Source organism: Paraburkholderia sediminicola (assembly GCF_902859805.1).
Taxonomy (GTDB): Bacteria; Pseudomonadota; Gammaproteobacteria; order Burkholderiales; family Burkholderiaceae; genus Paraburkholderia; species Paraburkholderia sediminicola.
This window is the reverse complement of record NZ_CADIKC010000002.1, coordinates 359,460-379,816: the sequence shown is the minus strand read 5'-3', so window position 1 is coordinate 379,816 and position 20,357 is coordinate 359,460. Positions and strand designations below refer to the sequence as shown.

The following is a 20,357-nucleotide window of genomic DNA, read 5'->3' as shown; positions in this document are numbered from 1 at the left end:
CGGTCGATTTCAGGCGAAGGCGACGTAAGCTGCCACGAGGATCATGCAGATACCGAACACGCGTCCCTGAATTCGCAACGCACGTGCGGATCGAAACCGGCGAAGAATCAACTGGCCGCCATAGATCCATGGAAAGTGGCAGACCATGCACACGACGAGAAACGCCGCCGCGAACTGAAAGACTTGTGCCGGTAGCGGTTTTGCCGAGTCGAGAAACTGCGAAAACATCACCAGAATCATCGAGTGAATCTTGGGGTTGAGGATCACGGATAGAAATCCGTCTCCGGTACGCAGGCGGGCATGATCCTGCCCGCTGCTGTTTGCGGATATAGCCGACGAACGAAAAAATCCCCAGGCAAGATAGAGCAGATAGACGGTGCCGCCCCACTTGAACACCATCTGGATTTCAGGGTGGCCGTGCAGTACTTTGCCGAGACCCATTCCATAGGCGAGGCACAACACCAGATTGGCGATCTCGAAGCCGGCCCAGAATGGAATCGAGCCGGCCACGCCGTAGCGGCCGCCGGCGGTCGCGAGGACCGTGTTGCCCGGACCGGGGCTGACGACCATCGGTACGGTGTAGCCAAGAAACAGGATCCAGATGTTCCATGCAATCATCGATTAGCCTCATGTCGGCAAGGAGCCGGAACATTACGTTTGCCCGTGGAGTGTGTGATTAGAAGCGACTTCCTCCTGCGTCACAAACGGGTTATCTTCATGCTCTCGATAAACCACGGTAATCGACCAGTCCATGCGACGCCTGCCTCCGCTAGGTGCGCTGCGTGCCTTTGAGGCCGCGGCGCAGCATCTGAGCTTTACCCGCGCTGCTGCCGAATTGTGTGTGACGCAGGCGGCCATCAGTCATCAGATTCGCCAGCTTGAAGACTGGTTGGGCTTTCGTCTGTTCGAGCGTCGCGGGCACGCACTGAAGCTCACAGCAAAGGGCGAAGCCTATCTCCCGGAACTGGCCGGTGCGCTCGATCGCATTGCGGCGGCAACGCTGCGTCTGATGGAACCCGATGCGCGACCGTTGTGCATCACGGTTCTGCCTTCGTTCGCTTCGCGATGGCTGGTGCCGCGTCTTGAAACGTTTCGCGCCTTGCATCCGGACATCGACGTGCGCCTCGATAGTTCTGCCGATGTCTGGACGTTCACAACGGAGCGCTTCGATGTTGGCATTCGCTCAGGGCTCGGGAAATGGACCGGTGTGAAAGCTGACCTGATCGCTCGTGAAACACTGAGTCCGGTCTGTAGTCCGAGGCTCGCCGATGGGCAGCCTGCCATTCGTGTCCCGGCTGACTTGCGCCATGTCCGCCTGTTGCACGACACACCGCGAGAAGCGTGGCGGCACTGGTGCAACGAGGCCGGGATAAGCGGACTCGACATGGATACGGGGCCATCGTTTAACGACGCCAGCCACGCATTGCAGGCTGCGGTGGATGGGCAGGGGGTTGCGTTGGGCCGGCTCATGCTCGCCGCGGACGATCTGCGCAGTGGCCGATTGGTACAGCCTTTCGACGTGGTGCTGCCCAACGACTACAGCTATTGGCTTGTCTATCCGCCCGCCGCGCTGGACCGCCCCAACGTCGTGGCTTTCAGGACCTGGTTGCTGTCTGAGGCGAAGCAGAGCGTGGGGCCGGTTTCCATCGTCTAGGGCATCGCCGCGCATCGGGTTTGCGCGGTCATTCTCGCCGCCTAGCGACGCCCGCTGCGGCCCCACACGTAACGCACCCAACGTTGCCACCTGCTGCGTTGCGGAGCGATAGCGTTGCGCGACGCCAGCTCTTCGCGGTCGCGCTCGAGGCTCTTTTGCACCTGATCGTGGATCTGGCGCAGCGTCAAACCACCTGGGCCTTTCAGTTTGTCGGGATCGGAGTCGGAGTCAGAGTCAGAGTCGTTTTTCATGGGAATAGCCTGGTCCGGATGAGTCGGCTTGATCTTGATACAGATGCACAGTCGCGGCAAGCGCGCAGAGGAGGCTTATACGTGAGCCGCCTTCGAATCCGCAGGACTGGCACAATCGGGGTGACCTTCGATTCATCAGGGAAACTTCATGTCAGACGCTGTTCCGTCTTCGCCGCCTGCATCAGCTTCACGACGTATTGGCCCTCTGTTTGCCCTGTTGCCCTTCCTGCGCCCCTATGCAGGCCGCTGGGCGCTCGCGTTCCTCGCGCTGGTGACCTCGGCCGGCGCCACGCTGGTGTTGCCGGTGGCTTTCAAATACCTGATCGATCGTGGCTTCGCGGGGGGCGATCGGGCGCACATCGATCGCTATTTCTTTGCGTTGTTTCTCGTTTCGCTGGTACTGGCCGCCGCCACGGCGCTACGCTTCTACCTCGTGTCGTGGCTGGGCGAGCGGGTCACGGCCGACTTGCGGCGGGCGGTCTACGACCACGTGCTGGGCATGAGCCCGCAGTTCTTCGAGACCACGCAAACCGGCGAAGTGCTGTCACGACTCACCGCCGACACCACCCTGATCCAGGCGGTGGTGGGCACCAGCCTGTCGCTGGGCTTGCGCAACTTCTTCCTGTTGACCGGTGGCGTCGCGATGCTGGCGGTGACGAGCCCGGTGCTCTCTGGGTACATCATCGCGACGCTGGTTGTGGTGGTTGCGCCTATCGTGATCTTCGGGCGGCGCGTGCGGCGTCTTTCGCGCGCGAGCCAGGACAAGATCGCGAACACGAGCGCGTTGGCGGGTGAAGTGCTCAATGCCATGCCGACTGTGCAGTCGTATACGCAGGAACCCTTCGAGGTGCGGCGCTTTGCCGGCGCGGTGGAAGCAGCCTTTGATACGGCGCTCACGCGCATTCGCGCGCGTGCCTGGTTGACCGCCGTGGTGATCGTGCTGGTGTTCAGCGCCATCGTGTTCGTGCTGTGGCTCGGCGCGCAGGCGGTGCTGGCCGGGCGGATGACGGCGGGCCAGTTGTCGCAGTTCATTCTCTACGCGGTGTTCACGGCCGGCGCAGTGGGCGCAGTTGCTGAAGTGTGGGGCGATCTGCAGCGCGCGGCCGGCGCCACCGAACGGTTGCTGCAACTGCTGGCGGCGCGCTCGCCGGTGGTGCAGGCCGAGACCACGGTCGCGCTGCCTGCGCGAGGCGAGGGCATCCGATTCGACAACGTCAGTTTCTCGTATCCGTCGCGCCCCGGCATTGCAGCGCTTTCCGCGCTCTCGCTCGATGTCCGTCCGGGCGAACATGTCGCCCTGGTCGGACCGTCCGGTGCGGGCAAGACCACGCTGTTCCAGCTGCTGCTGCGTTTTTACGATCCGCAGTCCGGCAGCATTCTGATCAACGGCGTCCCGACGCGCGATGTGCCGCTCGTCGAGTTGCGCAAGGAAATCGGCGTGGTGCTGCAGGAGTCGGTGATCTTTTCTGGCAGCGTACTCGACAACATTCGCTACGGCGCACCGGATGCCACACTCGCGCAAGTGCAACGTGCGGCCGAGATGGCCGCTGCGGCCGGTTTTATCGACGAACTGCCGCAAGGCTACGACACCTTTCTCGGCGAGCGTGGCGTGCGGCTGTCTGGCGGGCAGCGCCAGCGCATTGCGATCGCTCGCGCGATTCTGAAGAATCCGCCCATTCTGCTGCTGGACGAAGCGACCAGCGCGCTCGATGCCGCCAGCGAACGGCTCGTGCAGAAGGCGTTGGACAATGCCGCGCAGAACCGCACCACACTGGTTATCGCGCACCGTCTTGCGACCGTGCAACAGGCCGATCGCATTGTCGTGCTGGAACAAGGCCGCATCGTCGCACAGGGCCGTCACGCAGAGCTTCTTCTGAGTTCGCCGCTCTATGCGCAGCTCGCCGCTCTGCAGTTCGGCGAGCAGTCGGGGCATGCGGTGCAGCGAGGCGCGGTGAGCGATCCGATTGATTCGGTGTGACAAACCGGCCCTACGTAACGCCGTTCATGCCGAGAAAAGCGCCGCGCAGCTATCGCGCGCTCGGCCCGGTCGATTGCCTGAGCTGGAATAGAGCGTGCACTTCGTGTCCGTGCTGCGGGCGCTTGCCGTCGAGCACGTCGAGCAGATACTGCGCGGTAAGACGCCCGATCTCGTACGTGTCGACTCGCATCGTCGTCAGCGCGGGGCGGAGCTCTTTCGCGATCTCAAGATCGTCGAAGCCGGTCACGGATAGTTCGCCGGGAATCGCGATACCCAGTTCCTCCGCCTCACGCAGGACGCCAAGCGCGATGTGATCGTTGCCGCAGATGATCGCGCTCGGGCGCTCGCATGGCGCTTGCCAGATCGAGCGCAGGCAGCGTCGCCCGAATTCGATCGATGATTTGCCTTCGAGCATGTGCTCAGGCCGCACCGCGAGGCCGTGGCGTTCGAGTGTCGAGCGGATACCCGCCACGCGCGCCTGCACGCGATCGTTGTCGCGGGTCGGCTGGATGCAGACCGCGAACGAGCGATGCCCGAGGCCGATCAGATGTTCGGTGATCTCGGTGTAGGCCGCGTGATTGTCGAAGCCGACGCAGATATGTGGGCTGTCCTTGCGGTATGCATACGTGACCGCATAGGGCACGCGATAACTCCGCAACGCCTCGAATAGTTCGGGGGGATGAGCCTCGCCCACCACGGCCATCGCCTCGACACCGCGTGCGAGCATGGCGCGCACCTGCACGAGCGCCTGCGCTGGATCGTAGTTCGAGCAACCGAGCACGAGTGTGATGCCGCGTGCCGCGAACGCAGCCTGCATGGCGCTCACCTGCGAAGCGAACACCTGGTCATCCAGCGTTGGAATGATGATGCCGGCAATGTGACTGCGCGTGGACGCAAGCGCGCGGCCCGCTGCGTTGGGAAACCAGTTGAGCGTGCGCGCGGCGTGTTCGACACGCTCGCGCACGTTCGCCGAGACCTTGTCCGGCTCGTTGTAGACCCGCGATACGGTCGCTGTCGATACACCGGCGAGCTTGGCGACATCGGACAGCACGGTACGGCCCGTGTTGCGGCGGGCACGGTTCGTCGGAGTTCGGACGGTGGCCGGGGACTCGGGGGAGTCGGCGGAATCAGGCATTGGATCAGAAAGCGAAGAGTGAATCGGAGAGCGCCCGACATCTTACCGCTGCCTGCACGCGCGAAGCGCGGGCGCACATGACGGTGGTTGCTCGCGTTCCGGTCACTGGGTGTCTCTGACGGCTGATATCCGCGAACCTAGCCGCGTTGACCGAGCGCGGCAATGCGCGAGCGGAAATGCTCGGTGCCGGCGACGATCTTGTCGAGCACCGCGTCGAGCGCCCAGAAACGTTCGCGCACGTCATAGTCGATCGCACGGCAGCGGATCGAATCGAACGTGCCGATGCGCTGGTGATAGATCTTCGCAAGCGCGGGGTAACCGAGCGCTTCGGATACGGCAGCGAGCACGAGAAACGTCGCGAGTTCCTCCGCGAGAGCCGGGTCCTGTGCCGCGTCATTGCGCAGCCAGTTGTACAGATCCGGGTGGAAGTTCGTGAATACGCCGTTGAAGCCTGCGGAGCCAGCCTTCATGGCGTCCCACGCAATGGCCGCGTTGGCGTTCAGGATTTTCAGCGGCGAGCCCTGGGCGAGCGCGACGCGCCGCTTGACGGTCGCGAGATCGCAACTCACGTCCTTCAGCATGATGAAGCGGCCGGTATCGATGCAGAGCTTCAATTCATCGTCGGATAGCAGCCGGCGGTAGGGCGCCGGGCATTCGTACAAACCGAGCGGCATGTCCGACGGAAGTCGCGTGAGGAGCCGCTTGAGATTCGCCGCGAAGGCCTCCGTTCCCTGACGATTCGGATCGAGCCGGTTCGTCACGAGCACGATGCCTTGCGCGCCCGTGGCCGCGGCGACGTTCAGCTCCTCGGCCTGCGCATCGGCGTCGTCGCTGATGTGGCCGGAGACCACGACGGGAATGCGGCCGGCAACCTTCTCGACCACGAAGCGTCCCAGCGCGCCGCGCTCGGCGAGCGTCAGAAACTGCATTTCACTCGACTGGGCGACGGCGAACAGCGCGTCGGACCCGTGTGCGATGTACCACTCGATCAGACGTTCGAGTCCGGCGTAGTCGATGGCGCCGGAATCGTCGAACGGCGTCAGCATCACGGGGACGATGCCTTCGACTGACGTCTTGGCGGGCTTGGCGGTGGTCATGGTGTTGATCTCCGGGGAAGGATTCGATGAGTTGACGCAACGGCCGCCTTCAGGCGGGCGCTCGCAGGGTTTCAGTGGAGACGGGCCGGTCGTCGATCGGTTTGCGTACCAGCAGGAGGTAGCTCATGGCGCCGGCAAACGCGATGCCGGCGGCCGTGAGCAATGCAGGGACGAACGACCAGGTCTGCGCGATGTAGCCGGTCAGGATAGGGGCGAGAGCGCCGCCGAGAAAGCCGCCGAAGTTCTGGATCGCGCCGAGCGAGCCGACGCGGTTCGGCGGCGCGGCAGCGGTGGCCAGCGCCCATGAGCTGGCGGAGGCGGCATTCGCCAGAAAGATCACTACCGAAATGCACACGATCGCGATTGTGTTGCTCTCGACGAGCGCCGCCGGAATGGTGAACGCGACCATGCCGAGCATCGCGATCACCACCGCATTGCGGCGGCTGGTGACCGGATTCGTGCTGCCGCTCGTGATGAGATCGGAGAACCAGCCGGCCGTGAGCGAACCCAGAAAGCCGCAGAAGAACGGTATCGACGCAGCAATGCCCGTATGCATCAGGCTCATGTGCCGCTCCATCGTCAGATAGCCAGGCAGCCACGTGAGGTACACCCAGTTCAGGTAGACCGAGCCGAAGAAGCCGATCAGCATGCCCCACGTGGTTCCGTGAGAAAACAGCGAACGCCAGTCGGCGAACGTGACCGCGGGGGCCGGCTTGCGGTCCGCTTCGTCGCCTTCGAGATAGCGCCGCTCTGCTTCGCTCATCGTGGCTTTGACGGGATCGCGATATACGGCGAGCCACACGACAGCGACGACCAGACCCAGCACGCCCGTCACGATGAAGGCCCAGCGCCAGTGGAACTGAACCACGATGATCGACAGGCAAAGCGGCGCGAGCGCCGTGCCGAGCGGGGACGCCGAATTGAAGATACCGGTCGGCTTGCCACGCGCGCGCAACGGAAACCAGTTGCTGACAACGCGCGCTGCCGACGGAAACTGCGGCGCCTCGCCAATGCCAAGCACGATTCGCGCAAGGACGAACCAGCCGAAAGTCGAGACGAATCCGCCGGCGGCCTGCGCAATTGACCAGACGATCAGGCCGATGCCGAGCAGCTTGCGCGGTCCGATCCGGTCGACGAGACCGCCCACCGGCAGCTGGAACAACGCGTAGCTCCAGGAAAACGCGGACAGCAGCAGGCCCATCTGGCCGAGCGAGAGCCCCATGTCGTGACGGATCAGCGGATTGGCAACTGCGAGCGTTCCACGGTCCAGATAGTTGACGATGCCGCTCACCATCAGCAGCGTGAGCGCCACGATCTGGGCGCGGCGGATTTTCGGTGGGGCCTGCTCGAGGTTCGGGGTGGCGCTCATGCTGGTTGTCTCCGGTTCATGTGTTTGTCTGTTGCGGGGGCGCGCTGATGCGGTGTCAGGTCGCCGGGAGATCGGGGTTCTCCAATTGCAGTTCATCGCGCTATGTTAGCGCTTACATGCTGGCATGCTGATCGTGTCCCAGGCAGTCATTTCCGCCAGTTAAAGCCGTACATTTAAAATGATAGCGCTTACATTTTGAGCCACATTCCGGCGAAGTGGCAAGTGTCAGAGTGGGTTTGGCGGGTAAACACCAGTCATTTGCGGTCGGATCCCGGTGTTCGGCGCGACGCGGGCGCCACCACGAAGCTGCCGTTGGTGACTTCGTGGTGGCCGCTGACGGCGCGTCACCAACCGCGCCGCATTGCTGCGCTACTGCAGTTGCGCGATCTCCAGCGCGTCGCGCAGGTAAGCGAGCATCGCCCGGTCGATGCCTGTGCCCGCCAGCAGCGCGGGCTCGTTCTCGTAGGCGGACTGGAGTTTCCGGTGGGTTTCCGGATCCGTGCCGACATATGCGTTGAACAGATTCATCCAGCGCTGCGCGAGCTTTTGAACCGACGGGTCGTCGACGGTTTGGTGGTTGTCCATGGCGCGGCGGATTTCCGCGACGAGTCCCGGCCATTCAGACACGTAGCGCTCGTCGCCGTCATGCATGCGCTGCAGTTCCTGCGGCGACAGATATTTCGCGTAGAGCGCCAGCTTCGAGTGCCGGACGGCGCGTGTCATGTAGGCGAGCATGTCCGTCGTGATGCCGCTTTTCACCTGCAGCGCCGGCTCATTGCGATGCATCGTGTCGAGCTTCGAGAGCAGACGCGGATCGCCCCCGGTGTAATCGGCCACCATCGACATCCAGCGGTTCGCCAATGCCTGGGCCTCCTTGCATTCGACGGAAACGCCGCGATCCATCAGCGCGTGCACTGCCTGAATCAATGCCGGCCAGTTGGCCGCCCCCGCGAGCTTGTTCGAACGAAGCTGGTCCTGTTCATCCTGCGTAAGATATTTATCCTGCATGGTCATCATCTCCAACGTGGTTAGCCAGTCGGCAAGATCGGGCTCTTCTCCCGTCATCAACTGGCCACGCAAACGATGAAGCCTGTCGCGCAGGTCCGTTGCACGATCGATCTGTCGAGTCAGCGCTGCGATCTGCTGCTCGATGACCGTCGAGAGGGAGGCGTCCGGTCTTGCCAGCAAGGCCCCGATGTCGGCCAGCGACAGATCCAGCTGCCGCATCGCCTGGATCTGATGCAGCCTGGCGATGTCGTCGCGGTTGTAGAGCCGGTAGCCCGCATCGGAGCGGGCAGAAGGCGTGAGCAACCCGATCGCGTCGTAGTGATGAAGCGTGCGCACCGTCATGCCGGATCGCCTGGCTAGTTCACCTACTTTCAGCAGCATCGAAATCGCTCCTTTCTTCATGCCTGCATGGAGACTAGAACCTGACGTTGCGTGAGGGTCAAGCGCGGTTTTAAAGCGTTGAAACGATGATGTTGCCTGTTGTCACTTCACGCCGTGCTTCGCTTGCCAGCGTTGCATGAACGCGATCTCATCGTGTTGCGCCTTGATGATGTTTCGGGCGAGGCGCTTCAAGTCGGGATCTTTGCCGTACTTGAGTTCCACCTGCGCCATTTCGACCGCGCCTTGATGATGCGGAATCATGTGGGCGACGAAGTCCTTGTCGGCATCGCCCGTGTAGGCAGGTGCATCCATGGCCTGCATCATTTTCTCGTCGGCGTCCTTGAACGCCTGCGTCGATGCGCTCGACCCGGCCTCCGCTGAGCTGGACATGTCCATTCCGGGCATCGACGCCGCCTGCTGGGCGTAGACGGGCGCCGCGGCGACAGCGAACGCAACGCCGCTGAAAAGGCAGAGGGCACGGAATGCGCGAAGGTTTTTCATATGGGTTGTTCCGTTGGGAGAAAGTGATATCAGGCAACCATGATGCCTGCGAACAGGGTGCTCAGCTTAATCGATAGACATGGGTTGATGCGATCCGTCTAGCGCTTGAGCGAAGGATGAAACCCCGCCGCTTCGATTACCTCGATGACGCGTTCCGGCGGCAAGGTCGATGCGACCTTCACGATTTTAACGGCGACATCGACGTCGAGCTTTGCCTCCGGGTCGAGGCCAGTCACTGCGCGAGTAATGGCGTTGGCGCATCCGCCGCATGACATGTCTGGGATCTGGAATTCCATTTCTTGCCTCCAATGAGAAATCAGAACTGGAGCTTGGACCTTCCCACGGCGGGAAGGTCAAGCATATACGTCCATGTTATTTATTCTGCCGCCAGCCGTAGCGCTATCGACGCAAAAAGCCGCCATAGACAGCGGCGATTACAGCCTTACGTTCTTCTTAAACAGCGTGCTAGACTCCGTACCCATGTCTTACTGGCGCAAACTCTTCCTCGTCGTGCTGCTCGCGCTGAGCCTTCCGGTTCAGTCGTTCGCGGCCGTCACCATGAAATGCGAGTTCTCGCATGGTGGTGGAGAAGGGACGTCCATGCTCCATGAGAATGCTGGCGAGGCAACTCATCAACATGATCATGCTGCGATGATGGCCGATAGCGCCAATGACATCGCCGGTGCACATTCGCAGAACCACAGTCACGCTGGCGGCGCGCATCATGCGCATGCCTGCTCGACCTGTGCGTCGTGCTGTTTCGGCGGCGGCTTGCCGGCCGCTCCGGTTGCGGCGATATCCGCCGACGCAGTCCATTTCGCTGTGCCGCTTGCTCCCTCTGTTCGTGTCGCGTCATTTCTGACTGACGGCATCGAACGACCTCCTCGACTCTCTCTCGTCTAGTTCCTTCGCGGCGTGATGCTGCGATGTTCAATTTCGCCTTGATGGCCGCACGTTGCACGTCGGCCGTCCGGGTGGCATACGACGAGAAAATCAATGCGAACGTTTATTGCAGCGCTGCTCGGCGCGACGGCAGTATTGCCGGCGCTCGTGCACGCCATATCACCACCTCCCGATCCGGCGGATGCCGCGGCATCGGTTCCGGCGGTCAATGTGCCGTCCGCCTTCGCGGACTATCGGCCATACCGGGAACAGAAGGCGCCCACATGGCAAGCGCTTAATCGCGCGGTAGCGAGCCCATCGGGCAAGCCTCAGATGGACCACGGTCAAATGCATTCGGGCGATGCCGATGAGGGTGCCGATGCCAACGCCAACCACATTGGCCACGGTGCCCATCAAGAGGGGCCGGCAGAATGAAGCGGCCTCTCTTTCCCACTGGCCGAATCATTGCCGCCACTACCGCATTGGCGTTACTCGCCGGCTGCACGACCTTTTCGAAGGACGGCGGCTTCGACACTGTGTCCACCACAGCATCGCAGCGGCTCGGCAAAGACGCGGTACTAGTCAAGACGGACGAAGATCGAAACGCAGTCGCCAAACGCACACAGGAACTGCTATCCCGACCATTTGGCATGGACGACGCGATCCAGATCGCGCTGTTGAATAACCGCGGATTGCAGGCCTCGTATAGCGAACTCGGCATCGCCGAGGCAGACCTCGTGCAGGCGGGACGGCTGCCGAATCCCGGTTTCACATTCAGCCGCACGCACGGCGGCAACGACCTGAGCATCAGCCGCACGTTCACGCTCGGCGTGTTGAACCTGCTGACGATGCCGTTGGCGACACGCATCGAGAGTCGCCGTTTCGAGCAGACCCGGTTGCTCGCAGCGGACGCCATGCTCAAGGTTGCCGCCGATGCTCGACGTGCCTATATCGGTGCCGTCGCCGCGAAGCAGTCCGCCGCCTACGCGGAGCAGGTGAAGGACTCGGCAGAGGCCGGCGCCGAACTCGCATTGCGCATGCAGCAAGCCGGCAACTTCAGCAAGCTCGACTATGCACGTGAGCAGGCCTTCTACGCGGAAGCTGTGGCGCAAGTGGCGAAGGCTCGACAGCAGTCGGTCGCCGCTCGAGAAAAGCTCACTCGCACAATGGGCCTATGGGGTTCGCAAGCGCAGTACGACCTTCCCGAGCGTCTACCTGACCTGCCTGCAACGAGGCCCGAATTGCAGGATCTCGAACACTTCGCGATGCAGAACCGCCTGGACATCCAGGCAGCAAAACTGCAAACGCAGAGCGTTGCAAGCTCACTGGGCCTGAGCCGGGCAACGCGATTCATCAATGCGCTGGATGTCGGCTATCAGAACGACTTCACGACCTCCGACGGCCGCGAACAGGGCTACGAGATCAGCGTCGAGATTCCAGTCTTCGACTGGGGCACCTCGAAAGTGGCGCGCGCCGAAGCGATCTATCTGCAGTCGGCGAACCGCGTCGCCGAGACCGCGATCAACGCGCGCTCGGAGGTTCGAGAATCGTATTCGGCTTATGTGACCGACTACGACGTTGCTAAGCACTATCGCGACGAGGTCGTGCCGATCCGTAAAACGATTTCAGACGAACTGCTGCTTCGCTATAACGGCATGCTCGCGAGCGTGTTCGAACTGCTTGCCGATTCGCGTGACCAGATCGGCGCGGTGAACAGCTATATCGACGCGCTCAAGGACTACTGGCTCGCGGAGACCGACCTGCAACAGGCACTCGGCGGCCGACTGCCGCCGAGTGCCATGGCCGCAGCGCCATTCGCATCCATGACGCCGCAAGCGTCATCCACAGATTCTGAAGGTCAATGACATGGTCTCTCGTCGAAATTTTCTGGGTGGCTCTGGGGCCGCGTTGTTGGGCGCAGCACTCGTCAGCAAGGCCGGCGCCGCGTCATTGCCTGAGGCACCTACGATGGCCAAGGCCGCGATGCAGACACCGATCGCGCCACCAAATGGCCGGCCGTACTCGCCCGTTGCCACGTTGAACGGCTGGTCGCTGCCGTGGCGTATGAAGAACGGCTGGAAGGAGTTTCATCTGATTGCCGAGCCGGTAGTGCGCGAACTGGCGCCGGGCATGAGCGCGAACCTGTGGGGCTATAACGGCCAGGCGCCAGGACCGACCATCGAGGCCGTTGAAGGTGACAAGGTGCGCATCTTCGTGACCAACAAGCTGCCGGAGCACACCACGGTTCACTGGCACGGCATGCTTCTGCCGTGCGGCATGGATGGCGTCGGCGGTCTCACGCAGCCGCACATTCCGCCGGGCAAGACCTTTGTCTACGAGTTTCAGCTGGAGAAACACGGCACCTTCATGTATCACCCGCATGCCGACGAGATGGTGCAGATGGCAATGGGCATGATGGGCACATTCATTGTTCATCCGAAAGACCCGGGCATCATGCAGGTGGATCGTGATTTCGTATTCATCATGTCCGCATACGACATCGACCCGGGCAGTTTCACGCCGCGCGTCAACGAGATGACCGACTTCAACATGTGGACGTGGAATGCGCGCGTCTTTCCGGGCATCGATTCCTTGCCAGTACGCGCCGGCGATCGTGTGCGCATCCGCGTCGGCAATCTGACGATGACCAATCATCCGATCCATCTGCACGGCTATCACTTCGAAGTAGTGGGCACGGATGGTGGATGGATTCCGCCTTCCGCCCGCTGGCCCGAGGTGACGGCAGACGTTGCCGTCGGCCAGATGCGCGCGATCGAGTTCACGGCGAACCGTCCGGGCGACTGGGCGTTTCATTGCCACAAGTCCCATCACACGATGAACGCGATGGGCCATCAGGTACCGAACCTGATCGGCGTGCCGCAGAAAGACCTGGCGCAACGCATCAACAAGCTGGTGCCCGACTACATGGCGATGGGCAGCACGGGTGGCTCGATGGGCGGGATGGAAATGCCGCTGCCCGACAACACGCTGCCGATGATGACGGGCACGGGGCCGTTCGGCGCGCTGGAGATGGGCGGCATGTTCACCGTTGTGAAAGTGCGGGAAGGATTGGGGCGCAACGACTATCGCGATCCGGGGTGGTTCAGGCATCCCAAGGGGACCGTGGCCTATGAGTACACCGGCGAGATGCCGGAGGACTGAGCCCGCAGCACCGCGCGCTATCCAGGGAAAACCTTACCGATCCTTTGTACGCTAGCTCACCAAGATGGGCCAAACTTTACGTGGTCATGCTTTTGAAATGTTATGCTCAACCGTCCCTTCCTTCGCAGCAAACAGGTCCGTGCCATTTTTAAAAAATACCTAATTAATTAGGAGTAAGGCATGTTGAGAAAGGTAGTCGATCGGGCGAAACAGATCCGACGTAGCGAGGGATTCAAGCATAGCGTGGCCATGCCGCGCCGGATTTCCCTTCATGCGACACAGCGTTTGAACAGGGGCATTTTTTCCATCGAGATTCAGGAGAACTCCGGGTTCTTCTCCGTGATGCAGATGGTCCTGTTTATTCTGATGTATTGCGACGAGAAATGTCTCACCCCGTGCATTAGCGCACGCGGTGGGCTGTATGGTGATGCCGAAGGGAAGCTGGACTGGTTCTCGGCCTTCTTCGAGTCCGCGCACACCACCTCCGGAGCCGCGATCACTCATAAGATCAGAACGTCGACAGTGCGTGACCTGGTTCAACTGGGCTTTCGTCAGCGTTATGAAGCGCGGCTTCGACTCCGGAGTGCAAGCGAGCTCTTCTTCGCGCACTATCGTCCGGCCGCGCATATCTGCGAGGAAGTCGACGCGATCTGCCAGACGCTCGGGCTCGGCACGTCGACCCTTGGCGCGCATTTCAGAGGGACCGACAAGGCGCAGGAAGCCGTCCCGGTTTCATGGGGAAGCTTTTGCCGGCAGGTGGAGGCTACGCTCGCGGGAAACCCGCACTTGACCAATATTTTTGTCTCGAGCGACGAACAGGCGTTTATCGATTATTTTGTCGCCTGGCCATTCAGCAAGCCGGTCAGAGTCGCACCCGCAAAACATCTCGCCTGCGGCAGCACGCCTGTTCACTTCAGCGGCTATCCGGGAATCGAAATCGGCCGCGAGGCGCTGGTGTCCTGCCTGCTTCTGGCCAATTGCGGGTTCCTCGTGAAGACGCCGTCCTATCTGTCCGCATGGTCGAAGATATTCAATCCCTCCCTTCCGGTGAAACTCGTCTCGCCGCCGCGTCCGGACGCGTTCTGGTTTCCCGATAGCCAGCTCTGGATCGAACAGGCTGCGCGCGAAGCAGCTCAAGCCGCTCAGGTGGCGCAAGCGGTTCAAGCGAGTAAGGCGGCCAAGGCGGCTTGAGCCCTTTGAGTCGCTTGGGCCGTTTAGGCTGCTCAAGCGCCAGCCGTTTTTCAAACAGCAGTACGAAAGTCTGCAAGCCCGAAAGTCTCCCAGCAAGACCATACCGCCGCGTTAGCCCGGCGGTCTCCCGCACCACGTCCATCGTTTTTACGAAACCGCGCGAACTATTAACGCTGCGTTTACGCGGATTTTCCTAAATTTCACGGTGCAGGAGTCCCCTGTGGGAGACCGGACCATGGATCTGCTTTACCTCATCGCCATCATTGCATTCAGCGGCCTCGTCGCGGGCTTCGTCATTGGCTGCGACAAGCTTCGCCGTGCGCCCGGAGGCCGTCCATGACTACCTGGATGACCTGGCTCGCAGCGGCCTCGACGCTGATTCTGTTCGCTTACCTCGTGTATGCGTTGCTACGCGCGGAGGCTCTCGAATGAACTTCAACAACCTGTTTCAGCCCGGCCTGTTCATCGTCGTGCTGATCGCGCTCGCCATTCCGCTCGGCCGTTACATGACCGGCGTGGTGGACGGTTCTTCGGTCGTCGTGCGCCGGATAGCGCGTCCGATCGAAACCGCGCTCTACAAGCTCGCCGGGGTTGACCCCAGCGCCGAAATGTCATGGAAGCACTATGCGCTGGCCGTACTGGCGTTCAACGCGCTCGGCGTGTTCGCGGTGTACGGATTTCTGCGTTTGCAGCAATGGCTGCCCGCGAACCCGCAAGGCTTCGGCCCGATGACGCCTGACGCCGCCTTCAACACGGCAATCAGCTTCGTGACCAACACCAACTGGCAGGACTACACGCCGGAAACGACCGTCAGCTATCTGACGCAGATGGCCGCGCTCACGGTGCAGAACTTCCTTTCGGCCGCCACCGGCATCGCTGTCGTGATCGCGCTGATTCGCGGTTTCGCACGCCACACGGCCGCGACGATCGGCAATTTCTGGGTCGATCTCACGCGTATCACGCTGTATATCCTCGCGCCGCTCGCGACGGTCATCGCGCTCGTCCTGATCAGTCAAGGGGTGCTTCAGAACTTCAAGTCATACGAAGACGTGCCGACGCTGCAGGTGACGACGTATCAGACGCCGAAGACCGATGCCCAGGGCAATCCCGTCAAGGACGCCAAGGGCAACCCGGTGATGGTGGACAACAAGGCCGACAAGCAGACCATCTCCATGGGGCCGGTCGCCTCGCAGGAAGCAATCAAGATGCTCGGCACCAACGGCGGCGGTTTCTTCAACGCCAATTCCGCGCATCCGTATGAGAACCCGACACCGTTCGCCAACTTCGTTCAGATGATAGCGATGCTCGTTATCCCTGCTGCGTTGTGCCTGGTGTTTGGCCGGATGGTGGGCGACAAACGCCAGGGCTATGCGGTGCTCGCCGCGATGACGATCGCGTTCGCGGTTGCCTGTTGGGGAGAGATTTCGTCTGAGCAGAGCGGCAACCCGCTGTATGCGTCGCTGCATGTCGATCAAACGGCGTCGAGCGCGCAAACGGGCGGCAACATGGAAGGCAAGGAAACCCGCTTCGGCATCGCGCAGTCCGGCATCTTTACCGTGGCGACCACCGCCGCGTCTTGTGGCGCGGTTCTCAACACGCACGATTCGTTGACCCCGATGGGCGGCTTCGTTCCGCTCCTGCTGATCGAACTCGGCGAGGTGATCTTCGGCGGCGTGGGCTCGGGTCTATACGGCATGCTCGTGTTCGCCTTGCTCGCGGTGTTCGTGGCCGGCCTGATGATCGGGCGAACGCCGGAATACATCGGCAAGAAGATCGAGTCGTACGAGATGAAGATGGTGTCGATCGCCGTGCTGCTCACGCCGCTGCTCGTGCTGGTCGGTGCGTCGATCGGCGTGTTGACGGCAGCCGGCGTGGCGGGTGTCTCCAATCCAGGGCCGCACGGATTCTCCGAGATTCTCTATGCCTACAGCTCGGCCGCTAACAATAACGGCAGCGCTTTCGCGGGCCTCTCGGTCAATACGCCGTTCTACAACAGCACGCTCGCCATCGCCATGTGGTTCGGCCGCTTCGGGTCGATCGTGCCGGTGCTGGCGATCGCCGGATCGCTGGCCGCAAAGAAACGCATCTCCGCGACCGCCGGCACACTGCCGACGCACGGCCCATTGTTCGTCGTGCTGCTGCTCGGCACGGTGGTGCTGGTCGGCGCGCTGACGTACGTGCCTGCGCTGGCGCTCGGCCCCGTCGTCGAACATCTGATCATGGTCGCGGGACATTGACTGAGAGGACAGCATGACTAACGGACTCCAACCGCCGGTTCATCAGCCGGGCAACATCGGTCAGGCGCGCAACGCCGCGCGCTCGATGTTCGACCCGTCGATTGCCCGGCCGGCGCTCGTCGATTCGTTCAGGAAGCTCGCACCACGCCATCAGCTGCGCAACCCGGTGATGTTCTGCGTATACATCGGCAGCATTCTGACCACTATTCTGTGGGGCGCCGCGCTTGCCGGCCAGGCCGAGGCGCCCGCGGGTTTCATTCTGGCGATCGCGCTCTGGCTGTGGTTTACCGTGCTGTTCGCCAACTTTGCGGAGGCGCTCGCTGAAGGGCGCTCGAAAGCGCAAGCGGCTTCGCTGCGTGGCGCGAAGCGCGACGTGATGGCGAAGAAGCTGCAGGAGGCGCACCCCAAGTCGCCGATTCGTATCACGACGGCCACCGATCTGCGCAAGGGCGACGTCGTGCTGGTGGAAACCGGCGACGTGATTCCGGCGGATGGCGAAGTAATTGAAGGCGTCGCGTCGGTCGACGAATCGGCGATCACGGGCGAATCCGCGCCGGTGATCCGCGAGTCGGGCGGCGATTTTTCGTCGGTGACGGGCGGCACGCGTGTGCTGTCGGACTGGATCGTCGTGCGGGTCAGTGTGAATCCGGGCGAGGCTTTCCTCGACCGGATGATCGCGATGGTGGAAGGGGCGAAGCGTCAGAAGACGCCGAATGAGATCGCCCTGACGATCCTGCTGGTCGCGCTGACGCTCGTACTGCTGTTCGCAACCGCGACGCTGCTGCCGTTCTCGATGTTCTCCGTCGAAGCCGCGAAAGCGGGACATGTCGTCACGATTACCGCGCTGGTCGCGCTGCTGGTGTGCCTGATTCCGACCACCATCGGCGGTCTGCTTTCGGCGATCGGCGTAGCGGGCATGAGCCGGATGATGCAGGCGAACGTGATCGCCACCTCGGGCCGTGCTGTTGAAGCCGCAGGCGACGTTGACGTATTGCTGCTCGACAAGACCGGCACGATCACGCTCGGCAATCGTCAGGCTTCGGCTTTCACGCCGGCGCCGGGCGTCACGGAGGAACAGCTCGCCGACGCGGCGCAGTTGTCTTCACTCGCGGATGAAACACCGGAAGGGCGCAGCATCGTCGTGCTGGCGAAGCAGCGCTTCAATATCCGCGAGCGCGACATGCACGCGTTGCAGGCGACCTTTCTTGCTTTTAGCGCACAGTCGCGCATGAGCGGTGTCGATCTGCCCGACCGCGAGATTCGCAAGGGCGCATCCGATGCGATCAAACACTATGTCGAGGCGCACGGTGGTCGTTTCCCCGCCGAGTTGACGGCAGCGGTGACGGACATCGCGCGGCGCGGCAGCACGCCGCTGGTCGTCGCGCAGCAGGTGCGCGGCGAGAGCGGGGCGCGCTGTATGGGTGTGATCGAGTTGAAGGACATCGTCAAGGGCGGCATCAAGGAACGCTTCGCAGAGCTGCGCAAGATGGGCATCAAGACCATCATGGTGACGGGCGATAACCGCCTGACGGCAGCAGCGATCGCTGCAGAAGCCGGTGTGGACGATTTCCTCGCCGAGGTGACGCCTGAGGCCAAGCTCGCCACGATCCGTTCGCACCAGGCCGAAGGCCGTCTGGTGGCGATGACCGGCGACGGCACCAACGACGCCCCGGCGCTCGCACAGGCCGACGTCGCGGTGGCGATGAACACCGGTACGCAGGCCGCGAAAGAAGCCGGCAACATGGTCGACCTCGATTCGAATCCGACCAAGCTGATCGAGATTGTCGAAATCGGCAAGCAGATGCTGATGACGCGCGGCTCGCTCACCACGTTTTCGATTGCGAACGACGTCGCCAAATACTTCGCGATCATCCCGGCGGCGTTCGCGACGACGTATCCGCAATTGCGTGTGCTCGACGTGATGCATCTGAGTTCGCCGTCGTCGGCCATTCTCTCGGCGGTGATTTTCAATGCGCTGATTATCGTTGCGCTGATTCCGCTGGCACTCAAGGGCGTGAAGTACCGGCCGCTCGGCGCGGCCTCGCTGCTGCGCCGCAATCTGCTGATCTACGGGCTGGGCGGCATTTTGCTGCCGTTCCCGTTCATCAAGCTGATCGACATGGTGCTGAACGTGTTCGGCTGGGTCTGACCCAATAGAGTGAACATCATGAAAACGCTGATTCGCCCGGTACTTGTTCTGTTCATCCTGATGACGGTGATTACCGGGGTGATCTATCCGATCGTTGTAACCGCAATCGGTCATGCTGCCTTTGCGGCTCAGGCGAACGGCAGCATGCTCGAGAAGGATGGCAAAGTGGCCGGCTCCGCGCTGATCGGCCAGCAGTTCGACGCGCCGTACTATTTCTGGGGACGCCTGTCGGCCACCTCACCGCAGCCCTACAACGCACAGAATTCGGGTGGTTCGAACCTTGGCCCGACCAATCCCGCGCTCGCTGACGAAATCAAGGGCCGTCTCGATGCGTTGAAGGCGGCAGGTAACGACATGTCGCAACCGGTGCCGGTGGATCTCGTGACGTCGTCGGGCAGCGGCCTCGACCCGGAGATCAGTCCGGCCGCTGCCGCCTATCAGGTGGCGCGCGTGGCGCAGGCTCGCGGCCTGCCTGTCGATCAGGTGACCAATCTTGTCACGCGTAATACGTCAGGGCGGCAGTTCGGCATTTTCGGCGAGGCACGCGTGAACGTGCTGAAGCTCAACCTGGCTTTGGACGATCTCAAGCCGATGCATTGAGCCCACGGATGAGCGATCCCACCGTAACAGTCGTTGTGATCGACGCGGACAAAGCTATCCGCCGCTTCATTCATACAAACCTCGAAGCGGCCGGCATGAGCGTGTTCGACGCGCAGACCGGTGCGCAAGGCCTCGCGCAGGCAGCGACGCGGCTGGCGGATCTCGTCATTATCGATCTGAGTTTGCCGGACATGGACGGCATCGAGGTGATCCGCGAGTTACGCGGCTGGTCCGCGATGCCGGTGATCGTTCTGTCGGCGCGAAGCCGCGAAGAAGACAAGGTTGCCGCGCTGGATGCCGGCGCCGACGATTACCTCACCAAGCCATTCGGTCTACCCGAACTTGGCGCGCGGATCAGAGCGCATTTACGCAGGCAGGTCGGCGGCGACAGGGTCGGTGTGCCCCAGATTCAGTTCGGCCTCGTCACAATCGATCTCGGCGAACGCAGGGTTGTGCGCGGCAGCCGGATCGTCCATCTAAGCCCTACCGAATATCGCCTGCTCTCCGCGCTGGTGCGCCATCCTGGGCGCGTATTGACGCACGAGCAACTGCTCGGCGAGGTATGGGGTCCTTTGCAGACCGACAACCACCACTATCTGCGCATCTACATGGGGCATCTGCGCCACAAGCTCGAGCGCGATCCGGCACATCCTGAACACATCGTCACCGAGGCCGGTGTGGGTTACCGGCTGGTCGGCGTGCGGTGATTTTCACAGGATTTTTATATCGCCGGCGGCAATCGATTCCCGGCCTTTACGGCCT

Annotated in this window: 20 protein-coding genes; 12 read left to right on the top strand and 8 right to left on the bottom strand. The window is 62.1% G+C overall.

Annotation, left to right across the window (positions count from 1 at the left end):
* Window positions 1-9 precede the first annotated feature (9 nt).
* Entirely contained in the window at window positions 10-618 is a 609-nt protein-coding gene (locus R8871_RS10230) for a LysE family translocator (RefSeq protein WP_175050326.1), read from the bottom strand.
* Window positions 619-751: 133 nt separating this feature from the next.
* Between R8871_RS10230 and R8871_RS10225 the strand changes: the two genes are divergently transcribed.
* Complete coding sequence (locus R8871_RS10225; protein WP_175050325.1) at window positions 752-1,654, top strand: transcriptional regulator GcvA; 903 nt, start codon at window positions 752-754, stop codon at window positions 1,652-1,654.
* A 41-nt stretch (window positions 1,655-1,695) separates the two neighbouring features.
* On the opposite strand, the gene R8871_RS10220 is transcribed toward R8871_RS10225, so the two are convergent.
* Window positions 1,696-1,905, bottom strand: a complete 210-nt coding sequence (locus R8871_RS10220; RefSeq protein WP_175050324.1) for a hypothetical protein — start codon at window positions 1,903-1,905, stop codon at window positions 1,696-1,698.
* Between the two features lie 148 nt (window positions 1,906-2,053).
* Between R8871_RS10220 and R8871_RS10215 the strand changes: the two genes are divergently transcribed.
* Window positions 2,054-3,883, top strand: a complete 1,830-nt coding sequence (locus tag R8871_RS10215) for an ABC transporter transmembrane domain-containing protein (protein WP_175050323.1) — start codon at window positions 2,054-2,056, stop codon at window positions 3,881-3,883.
* A gap of 49 nt (window positions 3,884-3,932) precedes the next feature.
* Here R8871_RS10215 and R8871_RS10210 read toward each other — a convergent pair whose 3' ends face one another.
* From R8871_RS10210 to R8871_RS10185, 6 genes are all read right to left on the bottom strand, one after another.
* Window positions 3,933-5,018: a LacI family DNA-binding transcriptional regulator gene (locus R8871_RS10210; protein WP_175050322.1), complete on the bottom strand. Its 1,086-nt coding sequence runs from the start codon at window positions 5,016-5,018 to the stop codon at window positions 3,933-3,935.
* Window positions 5,019-5,155: 137 nt separating this feature from the next.
* Window positions 5,156-6,115, bottom strand: a complete 960-nt coding sequence (locus tag R8871_RS10205; RefSeq protein ID WP_175050321.1) for a dihydrodipicolinate synthase family protein — start codon at window positions 6,113-6,115, stop codon at window positions 5,156-5,158.
* A gap of 49 nt (window positions 6,116-6,164) precedes the next feature.
* A complete protein-coding gene (locus tag R8871_RS10200; protein WP_175050320.1) occupies window positions 6,165-7,484 on the bottom strand; it encodes an MFS transporter in 1,320 nt (439 codons plus the stop codon).
* 369 nt (window positions 7,485-7,853) lie between these two features.
* A complete protein-coding gene (locus R8871_RS10195; RefSeq protein ID WP_175050319.1) occupies window positions 7,854-8,873 on the bottom strand; it encodes a MerR family transcriptional regulator in 1,020 nt (339 codons plus the stop codon).
* Window positions 8,874-8,975: 102 nt separating this feature from the next.
* The gene (gene copM, locus R8871_RS10190) at window positions 8,976-9,374 is read right to left on the bottom strand and encodes a CopM family metallochaperone (RefSeq protein WP_175050318.1); all 399 of its coding nucleotides are present in this window, start codon (window positions 9,372-9,374) and stop codon (window positions 8,976-8,978) included.
* A 98-nt stretch (window positions 9,375-9,472) separates the two neighbouring features.
* Window positions 9,473-9,670 (bottom strand): heavy-metal-associated domain-containing protein, encoded by a 198-nt coding sequence (locus R8871_RS10185; protein WP_175050317.1) that lies wholly within the window; start codon window positions 9,668-9,670, stop codon window positions 9,473-9,475.
* 73 nt (window positions 9,671-9,743) lie between these two features.
* Here R8871_RS10185 and R8871_RS10180 point away from each other — a divergent pair, with 73 nt between their 5' ends.
* The 10 genes from R8871_RS10180 (at window position 9,744) to R8871_RS10135 (ending at window position 20,302) form a co-directional block, all read left to right on the top strand.
* The gene (locus R8871_RS10180) at window positions 9,744-10,277 is read left to right on the top strand and encodes a hypothetical protein (protein WP_246287511.1); all 534 of its coding nucleotides are present in this window, start codon (window positions 9,744-9,746) and stop codon (window positions 10,275-10,277) included.
* Window positions 10,278-10,370: 93 nt separating this feature from the next.
* Complete coding sequence (locus R8871_RS10175) at window positions 10,371-10,691, top strand: hypothetical protein (RefSeq protein ID WP_175050316.1); 321 nt, start codon at window positions 10,371-10,373, stop codon at window positions 10,689-10,691.
* Entirely contained in the window at window positions 10,688-12,121 is a 1,434-nt protein-coding gene (locus R8871_RS10170) for a TolC family protein (RefSeq protein WP_175050315.1), read from the top strand. The genes R8871_RS10175 and R8871_RS10170 overlap by 4 nt, the downstream gene beginning before the upstream one ends.
* Window position 12,122: 1 nt before the next feature.
* Window positions 12,123-13,418 carry a copper oxidase gene (locus tag R8871_RS10165; protein WP_175050314.1) on the top strand — a complete coding sequence of 432 codons (1,296 nt, stop codon included), beginning with the start codon at window positions 12,123-12,125 and terminating at the stop codon, window positions 13,416-13,418.
* 180 nt (window positions 13,419-13,598) lie between these two features.
* Entirely contained in the window at window positions 13,599-14,609 is a 1,011-nt protein-coding gene (locus tag R8871_RS10160; protein WP_175050313.1) for an O-fucosyltransferase family protein, read from the top strand.
* A gap of 336 nt (window positions 14,610-14,945) precedes the next feature.
* Complete coding sequence (kdpF, locus tag R8871_RS10155; RefSeq protein ID WP_028193906.1) at window positions 14,946-15,041, top strand: K(+)-transporting ATPase subunit F; 96 nt, start codon at window positions 14,946-14,948, stop codon at window positions 15,039-15,041.
* Window positions 15,038-16,846: a potassium-transporting ATPase subunit KdpA gene (kdpA, locus tag R8871_RS10150; protein WP_175050312.1), complete on the top strand. Its 1,809-nt coding sequence runs from the start codon at window positions 15,038-15,040 to the stop codon at window positions 16,844-16,846. The genes kdpF and kdpA overlap by 4 nt, the downstream gene beginning before the upstream one ends.
* An 85-nt stretch (window positions 16,847-16,931) precedes the next feature.
* Window positions 16,932-18,995: a potassium-transporting ATPase subunit KdpB gene (gene kdpB, locus R8871_RS10145; RefSeq protein WP_175050698.1), complete on the top strand. Its 2,064-nt coding sequence runs from the start codon at window positions 16,932-16,934 to the stop codon at window positions 18,993-18,995.
* Window positions 18,996-19,013: 18 nt separating this feature from the next.
* A complete protein-coding gene (gene kdpC, locus R8871_RS10140; RefSeq protein WP_175050311.1) occupies window positions 19,014-19,595 on the top strand; it encodes a potassium-transporting ATPase subunit KdpC in 582 nt (193 codons plus the stop codon).
* 8 nt (window positions 19,596-19,603) lie between these two features.
* Window positions 19,604-20,302, top strand: coding sequence for a response regulator (locus tag R8871_RS10135; protein WP_175050310.1), 699 nt, complete (start codon window positions 19,604-19,606; stop codon window positions 20,300-20,302).
* Window positions 20,303-20,357: the final 55 nt, after the last annotated feature.

Bases quoted from the DNA above. Each gene is read 5' to 3' on its own strand.
- R8871_RS10230 (WP_175050326.1), bottom strand. From the start codon at position 618: ATGATTGCATGGAACATCTGGATCCTGTTTCTTGGCTACACCGTACCG.
- R8871_RS10225 (WP_175050325.1), top strand. From the start codon at position 752: ATGCGACGCCTGCCTCCGCTAGGTGCGCTGCGTGCCTTTGAGGCCGCG.
- R8871_RS10220 (WP_175050324.1), bottom strand. From the start codon at position 1,905: ATGAAAAACGACTCTGACTCTGACTCCGACTCCGATCCCGACAAACTG.
- R8871_RS10215 (WP_175050323.1), top strand. From the start codon at position 2,054: ATGTCAGACGCTGTTCCGTCTTCGCCGCCTGCATCAGCTTCACGACGT.
- R8871_RS10210 (WP_175050322.1), bottom strand. From the start codon at position 5,018: ATGCCTGATTCCGCCGACTCCCCCGAGTCCCCGGCCACCGTCCGAACT.
- R8871_RS10205 (WP_175050321.1), bottom strand. From the start codon at position 6,115: ATGACCACCGCCAAGCCCGCCAAGACGTCAGTCGAAGGCATCGTCCCC.
- R8871_RS10200 (WP_175050320.1), bottom strand. From the start codon at position 7,484: ATGAGCGCCACCCCGAACCTCGAGCAGGCCCCACCGAAAATCCGCCGC.
- R8871_RS10195 (WP_175050319.1), bottom strand. From the start codon at position 8,873: ATGCTGCTGAAAGTAGGTGAACTAGCCAGGCGATCCGGCATGACGGTG.
- copM (WP_175050318.1), bottom strand. From the start codon at position 9,374: ATGAAAAACCTTCGCGCATTCCGTGCCCTCTGCCTTTTCAGCGGCGTT.
- R8871_RS10185 (WP_175050317.1), bottom strand. From the start codon at position 9,670: ATGGAATTCCAGATCCCAGACATGTCATGCGGCGGATGCGCCAACGCC.
- R8871_RS10180 (WP_246287511.1), top strand. From the start codon at position 9,744: ATGTTATTTATTCTGCCGCCAGCCGTAGCGCTATCGACGCAAAAAGCC.
- R8871_RS10175 (WP_175050316.1), top strand. From the start codon at position 10,371: ATGCGAACGTTTATTGCAGCGCTGCTCGGCGCGACGGCAGTATTGCCG.
- R8871_RS10170 (WP_175050315.1), top strand. From the start codon at position 10,688: ATGAAGCGGCCTCTCTTTCCCACTGGCCGAATCATTGCCGCCACTACC.
- R8871_RS10165 (WP_175050314.1), top strand. From the start codon at position 12,123: ATGGTCTCTCGTCGAAATTTTCTGGGTGGCTCTGGGGCCGCGTTGTTG.
- R8871_RS10160 (WP_175050313.1), top strand. From the start codon at position 13,599: ATGTTGAGAAAGGTAGTCGATCGGGCGAAACAGATCCGACGTAGCGAG.
- kdpF (WP_028193906.1), top strand. From the start codon at position 14,946: ATGACTACCTGGATGACCTGGCTCGCAGCGGCCTCGACGCTGATTCTG.
- kdpA (WP_175050312.1), top strand. From the start codon at position 15,038: ATGAACTTCAACAACCTGTTTCAGCCCGGCCTGTTCATCGTCGTGCTG.
- kdpB (WP_175050698.1), top strand. From the start codon at position 16,932: ATGTTCGACCCGTCGATTGCCCGGCCGGCGCTCGTCGATTCGTTCAGG.
- kdpC (WP_175050311.1), top strand. From the start codon at position 19,014: ATGAAAACGCTGATTCGCCCGGTACTTGTTCTGTTCATCCTGATGACG.
- R8871_RS10135 (WP_175050310.1), top strand. From the start codon at position 19,604: ATGAGCGATCCCACCGTAACAGTCGTTGTGATCGACGCGGACAAAGCT.